General features: G+C 62.6%; 13 protein-coding genes. 2 read left to right on the plus strand and 11 right to left on the minus strand.

Annotated elements, in window-relative coordinates:
- The first annotated feature begins 135 nt into the window (after positions 1 to 135).
- The gene (locus tag LMG28727_RS28490; RefSeq protein ID WP_201645673.1) at positions 136 to 690 is read left to right on the plus strand and encodes a putative glycolipid-binding domain-containing protein; all 555 of its coding nucleotides are present in this window, start codon (positions 136 to 138) and stop codon (positions 688 to 690) included.
- Here LMG28727_RS28490 and LMG28727_RS28495 read toward each other — a convergent pair.
- The 9 genes from LMG28727_RS28495 to LMG28727_RS28535 form a co-directional block, all read right to left on the minus strand.
- Positions 680 to 1,624: an alpha/beta fold hydrolase gene (locus LMG28727_RS28495; protein ID WP_201645674.1), complete on the minus strand. Its 945-nt coding sequence runs from the start codon at positions 1,622 to 1,624 to the stop codon at positions 680 to 682. The two genes, LMG28727_RS28490 and LMG28727_RS28495, sit on opposite strands and share 11 nt — an antisense overlap.
- On the minus strand, positions 1,621 to 2,502 hold the full coding sequence (locus LMG28727_RS28500) for a metal-dependent hydrolase (protein WP_201645675.1): 882 nt from the start codon (positions 2,500 to 2,502) through the stop codon (positions 1,621 to 1,623). The genes LMG28727_RS28495 and LMG28727_RS28500 overlap by 4 nt, the downstream gene beginning before the upstream one ends.
- A 112-nt stretch (positions 2,503 to 2,614) precedes the next feature.
- On the minus strand, positions 2,615 to 3,523 hold the full coding sequence (locus tag LMG28727_RS28505; RefSeq protein WP_201645676.1) for an SDR family NAD(P)-dependent oxidoreductase: 909 nt from the start codon (positions 3,521 to 3,523) through the stop codon (positions 2,615 to 2,617).
- Positions 3,524 to 3,589: 66 nt separating this feature from the next.
- The gene (locus LMG28727_RS28510; protein WP_201645677.1) at positions 3,590 to 5,197 is read right to left on the minus strand and encodes a flavin-containing monooxygenase; all 1,608 of its coding nucleotides are present in this window, start codon (positions 5,195 to 5,197) and stop codon (positions 3,590 to 3,592) included.
- Between the two features lie 138 nt (positions 5,198 to 5,335).
- Positions 5,336 to 6,328: a sulfonate ABC transporter substrate-binding protein gene (locus LMG28727_RS28515; RefSeq protein WP_201645678.1), complete on the minus strand. Its 993-nt coding sequence runs from the start codon at positions 6,326 to 6,328 to the stop codon at positions 5,336 to 5,338.
- Between the two features lie 276 nt (positions 6,329 to 6,604).
- A complete protein-coding gene (locus LMG28727_RS28520; RefSeq protein WP_201645679.1) occupies positions 6,605 to 7,474 on the minus strand; it encodes a MerR family transcriptional regulator in 870 nt (289 codons plus the stop codon).
- Positions 7,475 to 7,515: 41 nt separating this feature from the next.
- Positions 7,516 to 8,097 carry a GNAT family N-acetyltransferase gene (locus tag LMG28727_RS28525; protein ID WP_201645680.1) on the minus strand — a complete coding sequence of 194 codons (582 nt, stop codon included), beginning with the start codon at positions 8,095 to 8,097 and terminating at the stop codon, positions 7,516 to 7,518.
- A 37-nt stretch (positions 8,098 to 8,134) separates the two neighbouring features.
- Positions 8,135 to 9,049, minus strand: a complete 915-nt coding sequence (sapR, locus tag LMG28727_RS28530; protein ID WP_201645681.1) for a sap1 transcriptional regulator SapR — start codon at positions 9,047 to 9,049, stop codon at positions 8,135 to 8,137.
- Between the two features lie 163 nt (positions 9,050 to 9,212).
- Positions 9,213 to 10,118 carry a DMT family transporter gene (locus LMG28727_RS28535; protein ID WP_201645682.1) on the minus strand — a complete coding sequence of 302 codons (906 nt, stop codon included), beginning with the start codon at positions 10,116 to 10,118 and terminating at the stop codon, positions 9,213 to 9,215.
- 124 nt (positions 10,119 to 10,242) lie between these two features.
- Between LMG28727_RS28535 and LMG28727_RS28540 the strand changes: the two genes are divergently transcribed.
- Positions 10,243 to 11,676 carry an aminotransferase-like domain-containing protein gene (locus tag LMG28727_RS28540; protein ID WP_201645683.1) on the plus strand — a complete coding sequence of 478 codons (1,434 nt, stop codon included), beginning with the start codon at positions 10,243 to 10,245 and terminating at the stop codon, positions 11,674 to 11,676.
- A gap of 41 nt (positions 11,677 to 11,717) precedes the next feature.
- Here LMG28727_RS28540 and LMG28727_RS28545 read toward each other — a convergent pair whose 3' ends face one another.
- Both LMG28727_RS28545 and LMG28727_RS28550 read right to left on the minus strand, forming a co-directional pair.
- On the minus strand, positions 11,718 to 12,800 hold the full coding sequence (locus LMG28727_RS28545) for a TAXI family TRAP transporter solute-binding subunit (protein WP_201645684.1): 1,083 nt from the start codon (positions 12,798 to 12,800) through the stop codon (positions 11,718 to 11,720).
- A 193-nt stretch (positions 12,801 to 12,993) separates the two neighbouring features.
- Positions 12,994 to 14,286 (minus strand): hypothetical protein, encoded by a 1,293-nt coding sequence (locus tag LMG28727_RS28550; protein WP_201645685.1) that lies wholly within the window; start codon positions 14,284 to 14,286, stop codon positions 12,994 to 12,996.
- Between the last annotated feature and the right edge of the window lie 446 nt (positions 14,287 to 14,732).

The raw sequence follows: 14,732 nt of genomic DNA on the forward strand, positions 1-14,732 counted from the left end.
ACTATTTGCAACAACTGCTTCAAGCGTCACTACGTTACCGACCCAACACAGCCACGATGGCGACTCGAAAGCTTTCCGGCTAGGATATGAAAAAAAACGGCTTACAAAACACCCTGTTTCGCGAGGGAGACAGCAATGCGTGAACTACGATGGGCATCGGAAGAGGGCGACGGCATCGAACATCTTGCGTTCGGTCCTCGCGAAAACGGCTTCGCAGTGGAAAGCGCACTGGTTGGGCAACGTGAGGGCAACCCGTATGGTCTCTACTACCGGCTGCGCTGCGACGAACAATGGCGTACGCGCTATGCGTGGCTGAAAATCGTCGGCGGCGGCGAACTCGAATTGCATGGCGACGGCGAAGGCCATTGGCGTAACGGCGATGGCGTCGTGCTGAGCGAGATCGAAGGCTGCATCGACATTGATATTGCTGCCACCCCGTTCACCAATACGCTGCCAATCCGTCGGCTGCAACTGGCCGAAGGCGAGCGCAAGCCTATTTCGGTGGCCTTTATTTCCACGCCCGATTTGCAGGTGACCCGCGCCGAACAGGCGTATTCGTGTATCGGCTTAAATCGCGAATATCGCTACGAGGGCATTTTTCGCAATTTCGCCGCGAATCTGACGGTGGATAACGACGGCCTCGTGATCGACTACCCGACCTTGTTCACACGGTTGCCGCTCACTCATTGACCGCAGTCGGTGTCGATGCGCCGGGTTCGCCGGCATCCGTTCGATGCTGTTGAACGAAGTGTTCGATGTCCGCCGCAATGCGCGCGGGCTCGCGCAACACGACCCAATGGCCGGCGTCGATTTCAATGCGTTGATACGCGCCGAGCCAGCCCTCCAGTCCGAGCGACAACTCAGGTCCGACATAGCGGTCGCGCAACGGCACGATGAATTGCACCGGCGCATGCGCGTGGCGCGAGCGCGGCCGCAGCAATGTGTCGATGAAATTTGCGCGGTAAAGATTCAGACCGTTGATCGCATTTCGCGTCTGCGCGGGGTCATGCGACACGCGTACGTTCTCGGTGATGCGCAGCCACAGCGGCCACAGGCGCGCACCGCCCGCGCGCCACACCAGTTCGGGCAGCCACGGCAGATGAAAAAAGAAGATGTACCAGGATTTGAGCGTCTGCCGGATACCGCTGCCGAACGAACGTCTGGCGCCGCTGACCGTCTCGCCTGATGAATCGCCTTTACCGCCACGCAGGCCTTGCGCCGCATGATCGAGGCAGGGTCCGGAGATCGACGTATACGACGCAATGCGGCCTTTGAACGCGGAGTCGGTCACCGCTTCCCAACTTTGAATCGAGCCCCAATCGTGCCCGACCAGGTGAAAGGGCTGTGCGCCACAAGTGGCGTCGGCGACCGCTGCCAGATCGGCGGCGAGACGTTCGAGCCGGTAGGCACTGCGCGTGGCGGGCGCTTCGGACGCGCCCGCGCCGCGCACGTCGTACGTAATCACACGAAAGCGCGCGTCGAGCAACGCGCGCACCGGTTCCCACACCGTTGCCGAATCGGGGTAACCGTGCACCAGCACGATCGGCGGTGCGTCTCGCGGTCCACTCACGTAGACCGCGAGACGCACGTCGCCGGCCTCGACCGACAGCGTGTCGCGTATCACGCAGCCGCCTGCACGCCGCGCCGCGTGGCCTTGCGCGCGCTCGGCGTGGCCGCGTTGGTGGCGTCGACCGCGGCAACCAGGGCGTCGATCCGCGCGAGTTGCGCACGATTATCGTGATCCCACGGGTGAAAGCCCGGCCTGAAAAAGCTCAGCCAGTCGCCGGCAATACGTGGAAACACGCCATGACGCGGGCCATAAAGATACTTCACGACACGCCACATGCCGCGAATATGGCCGCCCCGTTTGCGGTCGGCGATGATCAGACGCACGTGGTAGTCGAACACGATCAGCCAGAACATCACGGTGGTAGTCAGCATGGTGCCGGCGCGCAGCAGATAGCGGCCGGGACCGGGCTTCAGCACAGTGTTCCAGACGTCGTAGGAAACGGACTTGTGTTCGGTTTCCTCGAGCGCATGCCAGGTCCACATCTGCGTATAGCCTTCAACCGAACCGCCGATGCGTGACGAGTCCTCCAGCAGCAAACTGGCCAGCATCGCCGTGTAGTGTTCCAGGCAGACGGTGACCGCGAGCTGATACGAAGGCGGCAGGATCTTGCGGCCGAAGTTGAGCATCGCCCACAACCGCCTATCCAGCTTGTGCGCAGGTAAGCCGGCTTCCTGCAGCAGATCGTTGTATTCGACGTGCTCGCGCGTATGCATCGCTTCCTGTCCGATGAAGCCGAGCACCTGCTTCTTCAGTTCGGGGTCGTCGATCTGATCGCGGTAGTGGCGCACGCTGTCCATGAAAAAGCGTTCACCGGCCGGAAACAGCAACGATAGCGAGTTGAAGAAATGCGTGACATGCGAGCCTTGCACGTGCCAGTCACAGGCACGTTCTTTCGGCAAATTGAAACGGAGGTCGCGGCGAACGGGCATCATGGCCTTTCTCCCTGTGATCTTCTGTTGACGGCTGATTGTGCGGTGGGCATTGCGCGTGGTCTGGCCGTTGGTGAAGCGCGGCGCAGCGGATGCCGCGCACGCATTGACCGGTTCACGCGCGCTTTGCGTCGACCTGCGCCGCGCGTCGCGCGCGCTTCTCCGCGATGCGCTTCAGCCGGCGTGTTTGCATCACGACCAGCGCCTGATAAGCCGCCGGTAACGTGCGCGCCAGCCAGTCGGCGGCTCGCGCATCACGCCCGATCAGCACGCGCCGTCTGTTTCTGCGCACGCCGTCGAGAATCACGCGCGCAGCTTCGTCGGCGGTGGTGATGAAGAACTTCTCGAAGTCGTCTTTACCCTGTTGTTCGTTTTCGAGCATGAAGCCGACCATGTTCGACGCAATGCGGCTCGATTGCGCGATGGACGTGCGGATGCCGCCCGGATGCACGCAAGTCGCCGACACACCGCACTTCATCAGGTCGAGTTCCTGACGCAGCGCTTCGGTGAAACCGCGCACGGCGAATTTGGTCGCGTTATAACCGCTCATGCCGGGTTGCGAGAACAGGCCGAAGACACTCGACGTATTGACGATATGCCCCGCACCGGACGCCTTCAGATGCGGCAGGAACGCTTTGGTCCCATGCACCACGCCCCAGAAGTTGATGCCGACAATCCACTCGAGATCCGCATATTCCATTCCTTCAATCGTGCTCGACAGCGCCACGCCCGCGTTGTTGAACACGAGATTGACGCGGTCATGTTCAGCGACCGTTTCGGCGGCCCAGTCGAACATGGCCGCGCGGTCCGCGACATCGAGCACGCGGGTCGTGATGCGCAGCGGCGAGCCGACGATCTGCGGAGCCACCGCCCGCGCGAGTTGCGCGGTTTCGGCGAGGCTCGCCGCATTGCGGTCGGCGAGCGCGAGGTGGCAGCCTTCGCGCGCCAACTGGATCGCGAGCGAACGGCCCATGCCCGAACCCGCGCCGGTAATGGCGGCTACTTTGTCGGTGAAGTTCTTCATTGGCTTATCTCCTGTCCTCTCTGAACGGTGCCTGTCCTGTCGTTGTCGTTATGTTCTGGATGTTCTTCAGGTCGCTTCCGCCGATGTCGTGGCATTGCCGCGTGCGTGGGCCTGCGTGGCGTGCTGCTGTGCGCCCGGATAAGCGCCGGCCGGTTCCGGCGCGCTCGCATAAGCGAGGTAGTCGTCCATGCTGAAGGTGCTGGTGGCCTGCCGGAATCTGTACGCAAAGCCTGGCCACAGCGTGGTGTTCCTGCCGGTTTTCGGATCGAGGTACCAGCTCTTGCAGCCACCTGTCGACCAGATCGCACGGCCGAGTTTCTGCTGGATCTGCTCGTTGTACGTGCGCTCTACGTGTGGACGCACTTCGATAGCGTCGGCGCGTTCGTCGCGCATTGTCTTCAGCGCCTGCAAAATGTATTCGACCTGCGACTCGATCATGAACACCATCGAGTTATGGCCAAGACCGGTGTTCGGTCCCACGATCATGAAGAAGTTCGGATAGCCAGGCAAGGTCGTACCGAGGTAAGCATGCGCACCGTCGCGCCATGTATCGACGATATCGACGCCGCCGCGGCCGCGCACCACGCCGGCCGGAAACGGATCGGCCACCTGAAAGCCGGTGCCGAAGATCAGGCAGTCGGCGGGATGGCGCACGCCGTCGGTCGTGACGATCGCGTCTTCTTCGACGCGCGCAATGCCGGTCGTCGTCACCGCTACGTTCTGCCGCGAGACGGCCGGGAAGTAGTCGTTCGAAATCAGAATGCGCTTGCAGCCCATCGTGTAATTGGGCGTGAGCGTGGCGCGCAATTGCGGGTCGGGCACCTGGCGGCGCAGATGCCGTTCGGCGACTTTCTGCGCAGTCTTCATCAGCGATGGATGAATTGCGAAACCAAACGCGCGCGATTCGAGCATGCAATACAGTGCCGAGCGCATGATCTTCTGCGTGAACGGCAGATGTTTGAACAGCCACTGTTCGAGCGGCTTCAGCGGGCGGTCGGCTTTCGGCATGATCCACGGCGGCGTGCGCTGGAACAGGTCCAGATGCGCGACGCGCGGCGCGATTTGCGGCACGAACTGGATCGCGCTCGCGCCGGTGCCGATGACCGCGACGCGCTTGCCTTCGAGCGCATACGCGTGATCCCAGTGCTGCGAATGGAAGGTTTTGCCCTTGAAGTTTTCAATGCCGGGAATGTCCGGTAGCGCCGCGCGCGACAGGCCGCCCATGCCCGAGATCAGCACGCGCGCCGACCACTGCTGGCCGTTCGCGAAGGTCAGTTGCCAGCGGTGACGGGTTTCGTCGTAAGTCGCGCTGGCCAGTTCATGGCCGAAGCGCAGGTGCCGCTGAATGCCGAAGCGCTGCGTGCACGCTTCGAGGTAAGCGCGAATTTCCGGCTGACGCGCGAACATGCGCGTCCAGTTCGGATTCGGGGCGAAGGAGAACGAATAGACGTGCGATTGAACGTCACAGGCGCAACCGGGGTAATGGTTGTCGCGCCATGTGCCGCCCACGGAATCGGCTTTTTCGGCGATGACGAAATCGGTGATGCCAGCCTGCCGCAGGCGGATTGCCATGCCGAGACCGGCAAAACCCGAGCCGATGATCGCGATATCGGTGTCGACAGGCGCAGACGCGTGGGGCGCGGGGGCGTCGTGGGGCAGCATGCGTGCGTTCATCCGATCCGTCTCCTTTTTTACCGTCTTAACTGTTACATTGGTTGATGTAACAATAGAGACTGGAAACGAATGACGCAAGAAGCCCGTTAGACCCCCGACTCTAAGTGCTCCGGCGCCCGTTGCCTATCGCCATGGGATTCACTGGGCCGTGAGCGCCGCCGCGACTTGCGGGCTTTGCCAGAGGTTGTCCCTGACGGTAATTTTCTGCGGAATCAGGTGCGCGCCGTAGAACGCATCGGCAACGTTCTGCTGCGCGCGCACGATCTCGTCCGAGACAGCGGTGGTGCCATAGGGGTAGCGCCGCACCCAGGTTTCGACCAGTTTCGGGTCGAGGCCGACCTGCGGCGCGATCAGTGCAGAAGTTTCCACTGGATGTGCATTGACCCAGAGGCCGGTGGTACGCAACTGTCCGAGAATCGCGCCTACCACATCGGCATGCTGCTGCGCGAAGTCGCGAGTGGCTTCGTAGAAGTTGTAAGGACTGTTGAGATCGGCATAGTCGGTCAACGTGCGGGCCTTCAGCGCCTGTTGCGCGGACGCATAGTACGGATCCCAGATGACCCACGCGTCGACGGTGCCGCTTTCGAAGGCGGCGCGTGCGTCGGCGGGGGCGAGATAGACCGGGCGGATGTCGGCGTATTGCAGGCCTGCTTTCTTCAGTGCTTCGAGCAGCAGATAGTTCGAACTCGAACCCTTTTGCAGCGCGACGCGTTTGCCTTTCAGATCGGCCACGTTGCGCAGCGTCGAATCGCTTTTGACGAGGATCGCCTCGGAATGGCGTCCGGCGGGTTCCGCGCCCACGTACACGAAGCGAACGCCACCGGCTTGCGCAAAAACGGGCGGCGGCGCGCCGGTATAGCCGAAGTCGATGCTGTTGGCGTTCAATGCCTCGAGCAATTGCGGGCCGGCGGGGAATTCAAACCATTTGATGCTATAGCCGAGCGGTTTGAGTTTTTCGTCGAGCGAACCTTGGGCTTTGAGGATCGCAAGCAGGCCTGACTTCTGGTAGCCAATGCGCAGAACTTTGGCGGGCTCGCTGCTGTTGCTATTTTGGGCCGTGGCGCCCAGCGCGGTGAAAGCAGCGAGTAGTGCGGCAGTGACGTGTAGCGAAAAGCGAAGGGGGCGAGTCATCCGGCGATCTCCATTGCAGTCGGGTGAGGTGCGCACCGCAACGGGGCAGCTTGCTCCGCGTTCGCCGTGCAGGTCGATGCGGACGCTGCTGGAAACGTGTTGCGGCGACGTGTCGGGGATCGTCGCATGGACGTTGCGCCGATCAAACGAAGCAATGCAGATTTGAATATGACGGGCTTGCAGACGGCGCGCGGGTGGTGAGCTTGCCCCAGGCACCGGTAGTTAGGTGAGCGCTATCGGCGAAACAGGGACGCACGCCGCACTCCGCGCCCGGCATTATTTCTTTTTGTTTTTCCTGGCGGCGCCGCGCTCCTCGGCTGGCCCTTTCGCCGGATGAGCGAGTTTTTTTTCCATAATCGCCGAGACGCGATCGCCTAGATAATCGCCAGAGGCTTCTTCGAGCGCGCGGTTCATTTCGCTTTCAACCAGTACATTGGCAAGCGGCCGCAGGCGCCAGATAGCGTCCACGAGTGCGGGCACGTCGGCCGGCGGCGGCAGTGCGTCGGCGTCGTAACGGTCCAGTTGATGCACCACCAGATCGACCAGCGCCTTGGCGACCGCATTGAAATGCGGCCTCGCGATGCGCACGGCGTCGAGCAGGTCGGTCAGCGGGATGCCTTCCTTCGCCATGGTTGCGCCGGCGGCCAGCGCGGTGGGATTACCCGACACGAACGAGAGACCATCGCGCTCGAGCAGACCGAGGTCGACCGCCTTGACGAGCGCGCTCGGCGAAGCCTTGTCGCCGAACATCTGCAGCAGTTCGATCAGCGAGTATTTCTTGGGCCGCTCACGCGACCAACGACCGCCGATCGCCGTTTCCAGACCGAGGATGGAGCGCAGATCGTGGCCTTCGTCGACCGCCAGGATCAGGTCCTGGATGTTCGACAGCGTATAGCCGCGCGTCAGCAGGTGGTTGATCAGCTTCAGACGCGACACGTGCGTGTCGTCATAGACGCCCACGCGGCCGCGTTTTTCGGGCGGCGCGAGCAGCCCCCGGTCCTGATACGCGCGCACATTGCGCACGGTCGTGTCGGTCACGCGGGCAAGTTCGTCGACGGTGTATTCGTTGCGCGGCGTCGCGTCTGCTGGATCGTGTGAACCGGGCGGCGAGGACGGGGCGGGGGACGAGGGCGGCATGTTGGGCATCGGGGGATTTTAACGCGGCGATCGTGGCGGTCGGCAGGTCGTCAGTCTCTATCTTCCGGTTGCGTCGAATCTCCGACCCCGAGCTTGCGCTGCATCAACGTCGTATCGAGCCAGCGGCCATGCTTGAAGCCCACCGCTTTCAACGTGCCGGTCAGTTCGAAGCCCAGTTGCGTATGGAGCGACAGCGAGCCGCCGCTGCCGCCGTCGGCGATGACGGCCACCATCTGCCGCCACGGTCCCGCTTCGCATCGTCCGATCAGCGCCTGCAGCAGCAAGCGCCCAAGGCCGCGTCCGCGCCAAGCATCGCCGACGTAGATCGAGTCTTCAATGGTATTGCGATACGCGGCGCGCGGACGGTATGGCGTGGCGTAGCAATAGCCGGCGACTTCGCCGTCGATCTCGGCGACCATGTACGGCAGCCCGTGACTGCGGACCGCTGCAAGCCGCGTGCGGAGATCGTCCACGGAAGGCGGTGTTTCTTCGAATGAAGCGACGCCGGTCAACACGTGGTGTGCGTAGATTGCCTGAATGGCGGGGAGGTCGTGGTCGGTGGCGTCGCGGATCAGCGGGGCGCCTGCATTCGCTGACGACGATCCTCCGGGCGCGGAACGGCTGGGGCTCATACGTGTTCCTGTCGTGATGGTGAGGTTGCTGCGCATGTCACAAATCGAACTGATCGAATTCGCTTTGCAGTTCCCGATTCCGTGCCACTCGTTCATCGATAGACGGCCCGAGCCGCTCGACAATGGCGGAGATCAGCAAATTGAACAGGCACGTGAGCGGCGCGAGCGAATCCCAGAACTGGCCGACATCGGTTTTGACCTGCAGAAGATCGCCGTCGAACTCGCGCGCCCACGGACAGTAAATATCGGTGACGAGCGCGAACGGCAGCCCACGACGCGTGGCCGCTTCGCAATAGCGCCGCGCGACCGTCGAGTAAGCGCGCGTGTCGGTGACGATCAGGTAGGGCGACTCGAACTCCGAATTCAGTGAGTCGACGTAGGAGCCCGACATGCCGTCGGAATAGAACACACGTGGCCGAATGTATTCGAGGTAGCTATAAAACGCGTTGCTGATACCCCGTGTGGACTGAATGCCGAGAATGTAGACGGCATCGGCATTCGAAATGCGCTCGGCCACCCGGCTGAATACCGGCGATTGCGCGAGTTGATATACGTGCTGGATCGCACTGATTTCGAGGTCAAGGGAATGGGCCAGCGCGGTGTGCTGAACCGCGCTGCCGTTTGCCTCCGACGCCGCCTGCCCGGCGGGCTCGGGTTGCACAGTTTGCTGACCGCCCGCGCGGCGGAACGCGTCGAGACGATCTGTAATCAGCCACGGACGCTCCTGCGCGCCACGCAATTCGCGCTTCAGATCATCGAGGTTCTGATAGCCGACGCTGCGCAGAAAGCGGCCCACTGAAATGCCGCTGGTGCCGGCTTGCTGGGCGATCTGATCGGCGGTTTCGAGACCGAGCCGGTCGAGATTGGCCAGCATATAACTGGCGACGCGTTTTGACGTCGGCGTGAGTTCGGCAAAGCGGGCTTCGACGGTTTGAGCAAAAGCGGTCGGCATCGTCAGTCGCGCGGGGCAGTGGTTAGTCGATCATCGAGATGATGACATATTCAACTGACGGTTCGTTTCGGCCGATTCTAAAATGCGTCCTTCAGCTTTGCCGCTGGTCTGTGGTTCTGCCGGTTCGTGGCTAAACCAGCGGCGTTCGTTTACCCGGCGCGCATCAAACCGCCGGCCTCGCCGGCCTCGCCGGCCTCGCCGGCGCCGCCCGCGAAAACCGCCGCGCCCCCGCCACGCATGCGACCACGATCACAGTGACCAGAATCATCGACATCGGCACCTGTTCGTGCAGCAGCAATCCGGCCAGCAGCAAGCCGAAGAACGGCTGCAGCAACTGCAGTTGACCGACCGCGGCGATGCCGCCGAGCGCCAGGCCGCGATACCAGAAAACGAAGCCGATCAGCATGCTGAAGAGCGACACATAAGCCAGACCCCAGAGTGCCGCATGACTGACGCCGTCGAACGAAGCGGGCCGGGTCCACCATGCAAACGGCAACATCACGGGCAGCGACAAGACGAGAGCCCACGAAATCACCTGCCAGCCGCCCAGATGACGTGACAGGCGCGCGCCTTCCGCATATCCCAGCCCGCAGACCACGATCGCCGCGAGCATCAGCGCATCGCCGAGCGGCGACGCATCGATTCCATGACGCAACGCGAACGCGACGACCGCCGCGCTGCCGAGCGCCGAGAACAGCCAGAACGCCCGTTGCGGCCGCTCGCCGCCACGCAGCACACCGAAGATCGCCGTGGCGAGCGGCAGCAGGCCCACGAACACGACCGCATGGGCCGAGCTCACGTGACGCAAAGCCAGCGCCGTCAGTAACGGAAAGCCGACCACCACGCCGAGCGCGACGACGATCAGTGGAATCAGATCGCGGCGCGCCGGCCGCGCCTGCCGGAACACCAGCAACAGCAGCAGACCGAGCGTGCCGGCAATCGTCGCCCGCGCAACAGTGAGAAACACCGGGTCGAGGCCTTGCACGGCGAGGCGTGTGGCCGGCAGTGAGCCGCTAAAGATCAACACTCCTGCGAAGCCACTGAGCCAGCCGTTTGTCGTCTTGTCCATCTGAGGAGTTTATGCCTGTGAAATAGAAACATCGAGAATACAAAGCATCCGTCAGAGCACCATAAACGGTAAGCTACAGATCAGTACAATTCGTACAAACTGTACCGAACATGGAGCAGTACAGATGGCGGAAAGCGAGAATAGGGGAGCCCCGTCCGGTACGCGCGTCGGCGCGGTCATGGACAGTTTGCGCGAGCGCATTGCCAGCCGCTCGTTGATGCCGGGTGCGCGCGTGCCATCCATTCGTGCGATGACCGAAGCCCTTGGCGTGTCCAAATCGACGGTGGTCGAAGCTTACGACCGGCTGGTCGCGGAAGGGGTGATCATCGCGCGGCGCGGGTCGGGCTTCTTTGTCTCGGGTCACGCCCCGCCGTTTGCGCTCGCCGATGTGGGTCCGCGTCTGGATCGCGAGGTCGATCCGCTGTGGCTGACGCGGCAGTCGCTGGAGGCGGGCGCGAAGGTGCTGAAGCCCGGTTGCGGCTGGATGCCGCCATCGTGGCTGCCGGAAGACGGTGTGCGTCGCGCGTTGCGCGCGGTCGCTCGCGATCCGCAAGCGCCGCTCTCCGAGTATGGCAGCCCCTGTGGTTTGCCCGCGCTGCGTCAGCAACTGGCGTGGCGGCTCGCCCAGCATGGGGTGGATGCGCCGCCCGAGCAGATCATCCTGACCGACGGCGGCACGCATGCGCTCGACCTCGTCTGCCGTTTTCTGCTCGAACCGGGCGATACGGTACTGATCGACGACCCGTGCTATTTCAACTTTCAGGCGTTGTTGCGCGCCCATCGCGTGCGGATCGTGAGCGTGCCCTATACGCCCAGCGGCCCCGATCTGGTGGCGTTCGAACGCGCGCTGACCGAACATCGTCCGCGGCTGTATGTGACCAATTCCGCGATCCACAATCCGACCGGCGCGACGCTCGCGCCGGCGGTCGCGCATCGCCTGCTGAAACTCGCGGGCGAACACGATCTGCTGATTGTCGAGGACGAAATCTTCGCCGATCTCGAGGAAGAAGCCGCACCGCGTCTTGCCGCCTTCGACGGCCTCGCGCGGGTGGTGTCGATCGGCAGCTTTTCCAAGACGCTGTCCGCGGCCGTGCGCTGTGGCTACATTGCCGCGCGCGCCGGGTGGATCGAGCCGTTGATCGACCTCAAGCTCGCGACCACGTTTGGCAACGGGCAGCTTGCCGCGAGCGTGGTGCATCGAATGCTGGTGGACGGCACGTATCGGCGGCATCTGGAGGCGACGCGCGCGAAGCTCGCCGACGCGATGGGCGAAACGATCCGGCGTCTCGGCTACGCCGGCCTCGACATATGGACGCGGCCGCGCGCCGGCATATTCGTGTGGGCCCGTCTGCCCGACTCGCTGGATGCCGCCGATATCGCGCGGCACGCGTTGGCCGGCAATGTCGTGTTCGCGCCGGGCAACGTGTTCAGCGCATCGCAATCAGCAGCGGGCTTTTTGCGCTTTAACGTGTCGCAATGCAACCGCCCGAAGGTCTATGAGGAACTGCAGCGGGCAATGGACGTGGCTGCGGCATCGAGGGAACGGGAGCGCGTTTGAGTGCGCGCGTCCCGCCCGGAGCAGTTACGCGATGCCTGGCACTATTTACACAGCAGAAGCAGCCGTTCCTGATCGGTGCAAGTGGCGCGCGGTTTCTGCACAGCCGGCGTCGTCGTGGCAGCCGCGCTCATCGCAGCGCTCTTGTTTGCGAGACAGGCGCGTAGGTGTTTTTCGACGGGTGTGTAGTATTTCCAGCCGCGCACGAGGGTCGGCAAGTCGAGTTTCACCTGCTTCCACTTGGGGTGCCCGTGCTCCTGCAGGTTGTCGAAATTCGCGCATAGCGAGTCGGCGAAATGATTCAGATTGCCGACGGTGTCGCGCAGCCCGTAATCGTAGGTGACGAGAAACGCCTTCACGGTGAGCGTGGGCACGTCTTCCTTGATCCAGGTCGGATAGCTGGTCGCGCGAATCGTCGCCGGGAAATAGGTCTGCTTGGCGCGCACCGTTTCCGGCGCGGTGGGATCGACCTTCAGCAAACGGATTTGTTGCAGCAGATCGGCGTTCATGTCGTTGAACAACTTGGCCGGCTGTCCGACGACGATGATCGCCACATCGATCTTCTTCACGATCAGCGCGGCGAGCGCGTCCTCGTTGCTCAGATGCACGATGTTCGCCTCGGGAATCGCCTGACCGAACATCAGGTGATAGAGCGTCGTGGCCGATTGCGCGGTGCCACTGCCGATCAACCCGACGCTGATGGTTTTGTCCTTGATGTCGGCGAAGGTTTTCAGCGGCGAATCGGCGCGGACCACGACGTTAATCTCTTCGTCATAGAGCGGCATGATGAGCCGCAGCGGGCGGATCAAGGTGCCGGCATCGGCGTTGCCCGCGTTCGCCATGTCGATGTAGGCCTGATACACGTCGGATTGCACCAGCGCCAGTTTTACCCCGGATTCGTAGCGCATGCGCTGCACGTTTTCCGCGGATCCCTTCGACGCCAGCACCTCGAGGTCGATACCCACCGGCTGCGCGACCCATTTGGACAGATCCTGCCCGATCTGGATATACGTGCCGCGCTCGGGGCCCGTGACGATCTTGTAGTGCGCGGGCTCCGCAGCGCCACTGAGCGAAGTCACGACCATTAACGCCAGCCCCAGCCATCCCGCCAGAAGTCTCTTCAGCATGGTCTATCTACCTTTCGGTCAGGTTTGTACAGCCTCGCGCGTCGTCGCGCGCGAAGCATCAGTGAGCCGGTTGCCATGTCATGTTCAACGCGCCGCATTTGCCGTGTCCGTGTGCTGCCACTCAAAGAACATGCAAAAACGTGTGCGATTACCGCTGATTGTGATGAGGTATTTCGGTATCCAGATAAATGGCTTATTGGCTGGGTGAGGTAGCGGCGGGCGCTTTTGCGCTATTGCCAGACGCATGGCTCCAGCCGGAATCTACGATCGACCGTTCGCGCGCGTCGACGCTGCTGGGGTCGTTTGCGGCAGCTCCTGCCGTGCCGGACGGGTTCGCGTGCGGCGCGGTTGCCGCGGCGTTGCCGTTGGCCGTTTGCAGGTGAGCCTGCTGCGAGGTCGGGGCCGCAGGTGCCTGATTCGATGGATTGCCCTGGGCGGCAGCACCAGCCGAGGCGTCCATTTTGAGCGGCGCCCAGCCGGTCTCGCGAATTACCCGCTGAAGAATGGCCTTCGCGGTTTCGTTGCCGGTGTCGATCGTCAGCGCTTCGTTTGCATGTTGACGGGCGCAGGACCACGACTGCTGCGCGACGCAAGTTTGTGCTGCCTGCAATGCGGTGTCGCGGCGCGCGGTCAGCGGACGAAGTTCGGACGCCATGGTTTGTGCATCGGGATTGCCGGGTTGCAGCGCCTGTACGCTCGCCAGTGCGGTTTGCGCGGTAGACAGGTCGTTTGCATTAAAGGCGAGGTGGGCTGCCTGCAAGGCCTGAGAGGCGTCGCGGAATTGCGGTGCCGCTGGTTTGGGCGGCGCGACCACCACGGGCGGCGCAATGGCTGCTGCGGGTATTGCCGGTGTTGCCGCTATCGACGGCGCGGCTTTTGCGGCGTTGAGCGTGGTTGCCGAGCTGTCCGGCACGGCCGGTTTGACCGTATCGGCTGAATGCGCGGTCTTGCTGGATGCGAACGGGGCAATCGTGCCGGTGGACGTTCTGGCATCCTGATTAGTCGTCGACGCAGTCTGATCGACGCTGCCGCTGTCATCCAGATCGCCACTGTCGCTAAATAGTGCATAAGCGACATACCCCAGGCCGATTACGACAACCGCAAGAATAGCGAGCAATACCCGCCGGATCGTCACACGGCTGCCGCCCGTAGCATAAGGCGGTTCTTCGAATTGGGGAGTCGGCATCGCCGTCGACACCAGTGACGTGCGAAGCGCAACTTCCGCGCGATTCGGTTGCGCGTGATGCTCGGCAAAAGCCGTTGGATCAGCCTGATCCGCTAACGCAGGGTCGGCAGCGAGTCCCGGTGTCGCCGGATTCGCCGCGCTGGCCCGGCTACCGGGAACGGCCGTGCGCGAATGCGGACCCGTGTCGAGTGGATGTACCGCGCCGCAATACGGGCAATAGTCGACTTGCCGGTACAGGGTGCCGCCACATCGTTTGCAGGGCGTAGGAAAGCTGTGGCCGAGTGCTGTCTGGGTGGACATACCGTGGACCCACCTGTGGAAAACGATGCCATTACGGCATGCTCCGGATCGTGTTGAAGCAGGAGCGTTTGTCCGCGGAAATCACGATCCACATGCGCCGGAGAGTCAGGGAGACGCAAGCTCGAGGCTGCGTTGTCGCTGGTTCCAATATCTTGCGTTTCAATCAGAACGTCAATTGACGTTCGCACTTATCTTGTGTGCGCTAGCGCACATTTCCAGGTACGACGAAATGGGGATTCGAGTCGGAAGGAGGCTTTAAAGCAGGGTTATTTACGCGTCGCCCCACGCAGGTGCAGCATGCCCAACGGGGGACCGCCGGACCGCCGGATCGCGCAATGCGATGTTCATTCTGCATTCCGTAAATAGAACGAGGTCGACACGCGTACGTGCGACCTCGTCTGAAGCCTGGTTGCGTGGCTCCGTCACCTGGTTTCGTCATTAAGCGC

This window comes from Paraburkholderia metrosideri, from assembly GCF_904848625.1.
GTDB classification, from domain to species: Bacteria; Pseudomonadota; Gammaproteobacteria; order Burkholderiales; family Burkholderiaceae; genus Paraburkholderia; species Paraburkholderia metrosideri.

Coding starts and splice junctions, on each gene's coding strand:
- LMG28727_RS28490 (WP_201645673.1), top strand. CDS start 136: ATGCGTGAACTACGATGGGCATCGGAAGAGGGCGACGGCATCGAACAT.
- LMG28727_RS28500 (WP_201645675.1), bottom strand. CDS start 2,502: ATGATGCCCGTTCGCCGCGACCTCCGTTTCAATTTGCCGAAAGAACGT.
- LMG28727_RS28505 (WP_201645676.1), bottom strand. CDS start 3,523: ATGAAGAACTTCACCGACAAAGTAGCCGCCATTACCGGCGCGGGTTCG.
- LMG28727_RS28510 (WP_201645677.1), bottom strand. CDS start 5,197: ATGAACGCACGCATGCTGCCCCACGACGCCCCCGCGCCCCACGCGTCT.
- LMG28727_RS28515 (WP_201645678.1), bottom strand. CDS start 6,328: ATGACTCGCCCCCTTCGCTTTTCGCTACACGTCACTGCCGCACTACTC.
- LMG28727_RS28520 (WP_201645679.1), bottom strand. CDS start 7,474: ATGCCCAACATGCCGCCCTCGTCCCCCGCCCCGTCCTCGCCGCCCGGT.
- LMG28727_RS28525 (WP_201645680.1), bottom strand. CDS start 8,097: ATGAGCCCCAGCCGTTCCGCGCCCGGAGGATCGTCGTCAGCGAATGCA.
- sapR (WP_201645681.1), bottom strand. CDS start 9,049: ATGCCGACCGCTTTTGCTCAAACCGTCGAAGCCCGCTTTGCCGAACTC.
- LMG28727_RS28535 (WP_201645682.1), bottom strand. CDS start 10,118: ATGGACAAGACGACAAACGGCTGGCTCAGTGGCTTCGCAGGAGTGTTG.
- LMG28727_RS28540 (WP_201645683.1), top strand. CDS start 10,243: ATGGCGGAAAGCGAGAATAGGGGAGCCCCGTCCGGTACGCGCGTCGGC.
- LMG28727_RS28545 (WP_201645684.1), bottom strand. CDS start 12,800: ATGCTGAAGAGACTTCTGGCGGGATGGCTGGGGCTGGCGTTAATGGTC.
- LMG28727_RS28550 (WP_201645685.1), bottom strand. CDS start 14,286: ATGTCCACCCAGACAGCACTCGGCCACAGCTTTCCTACGCCCTGCAAA.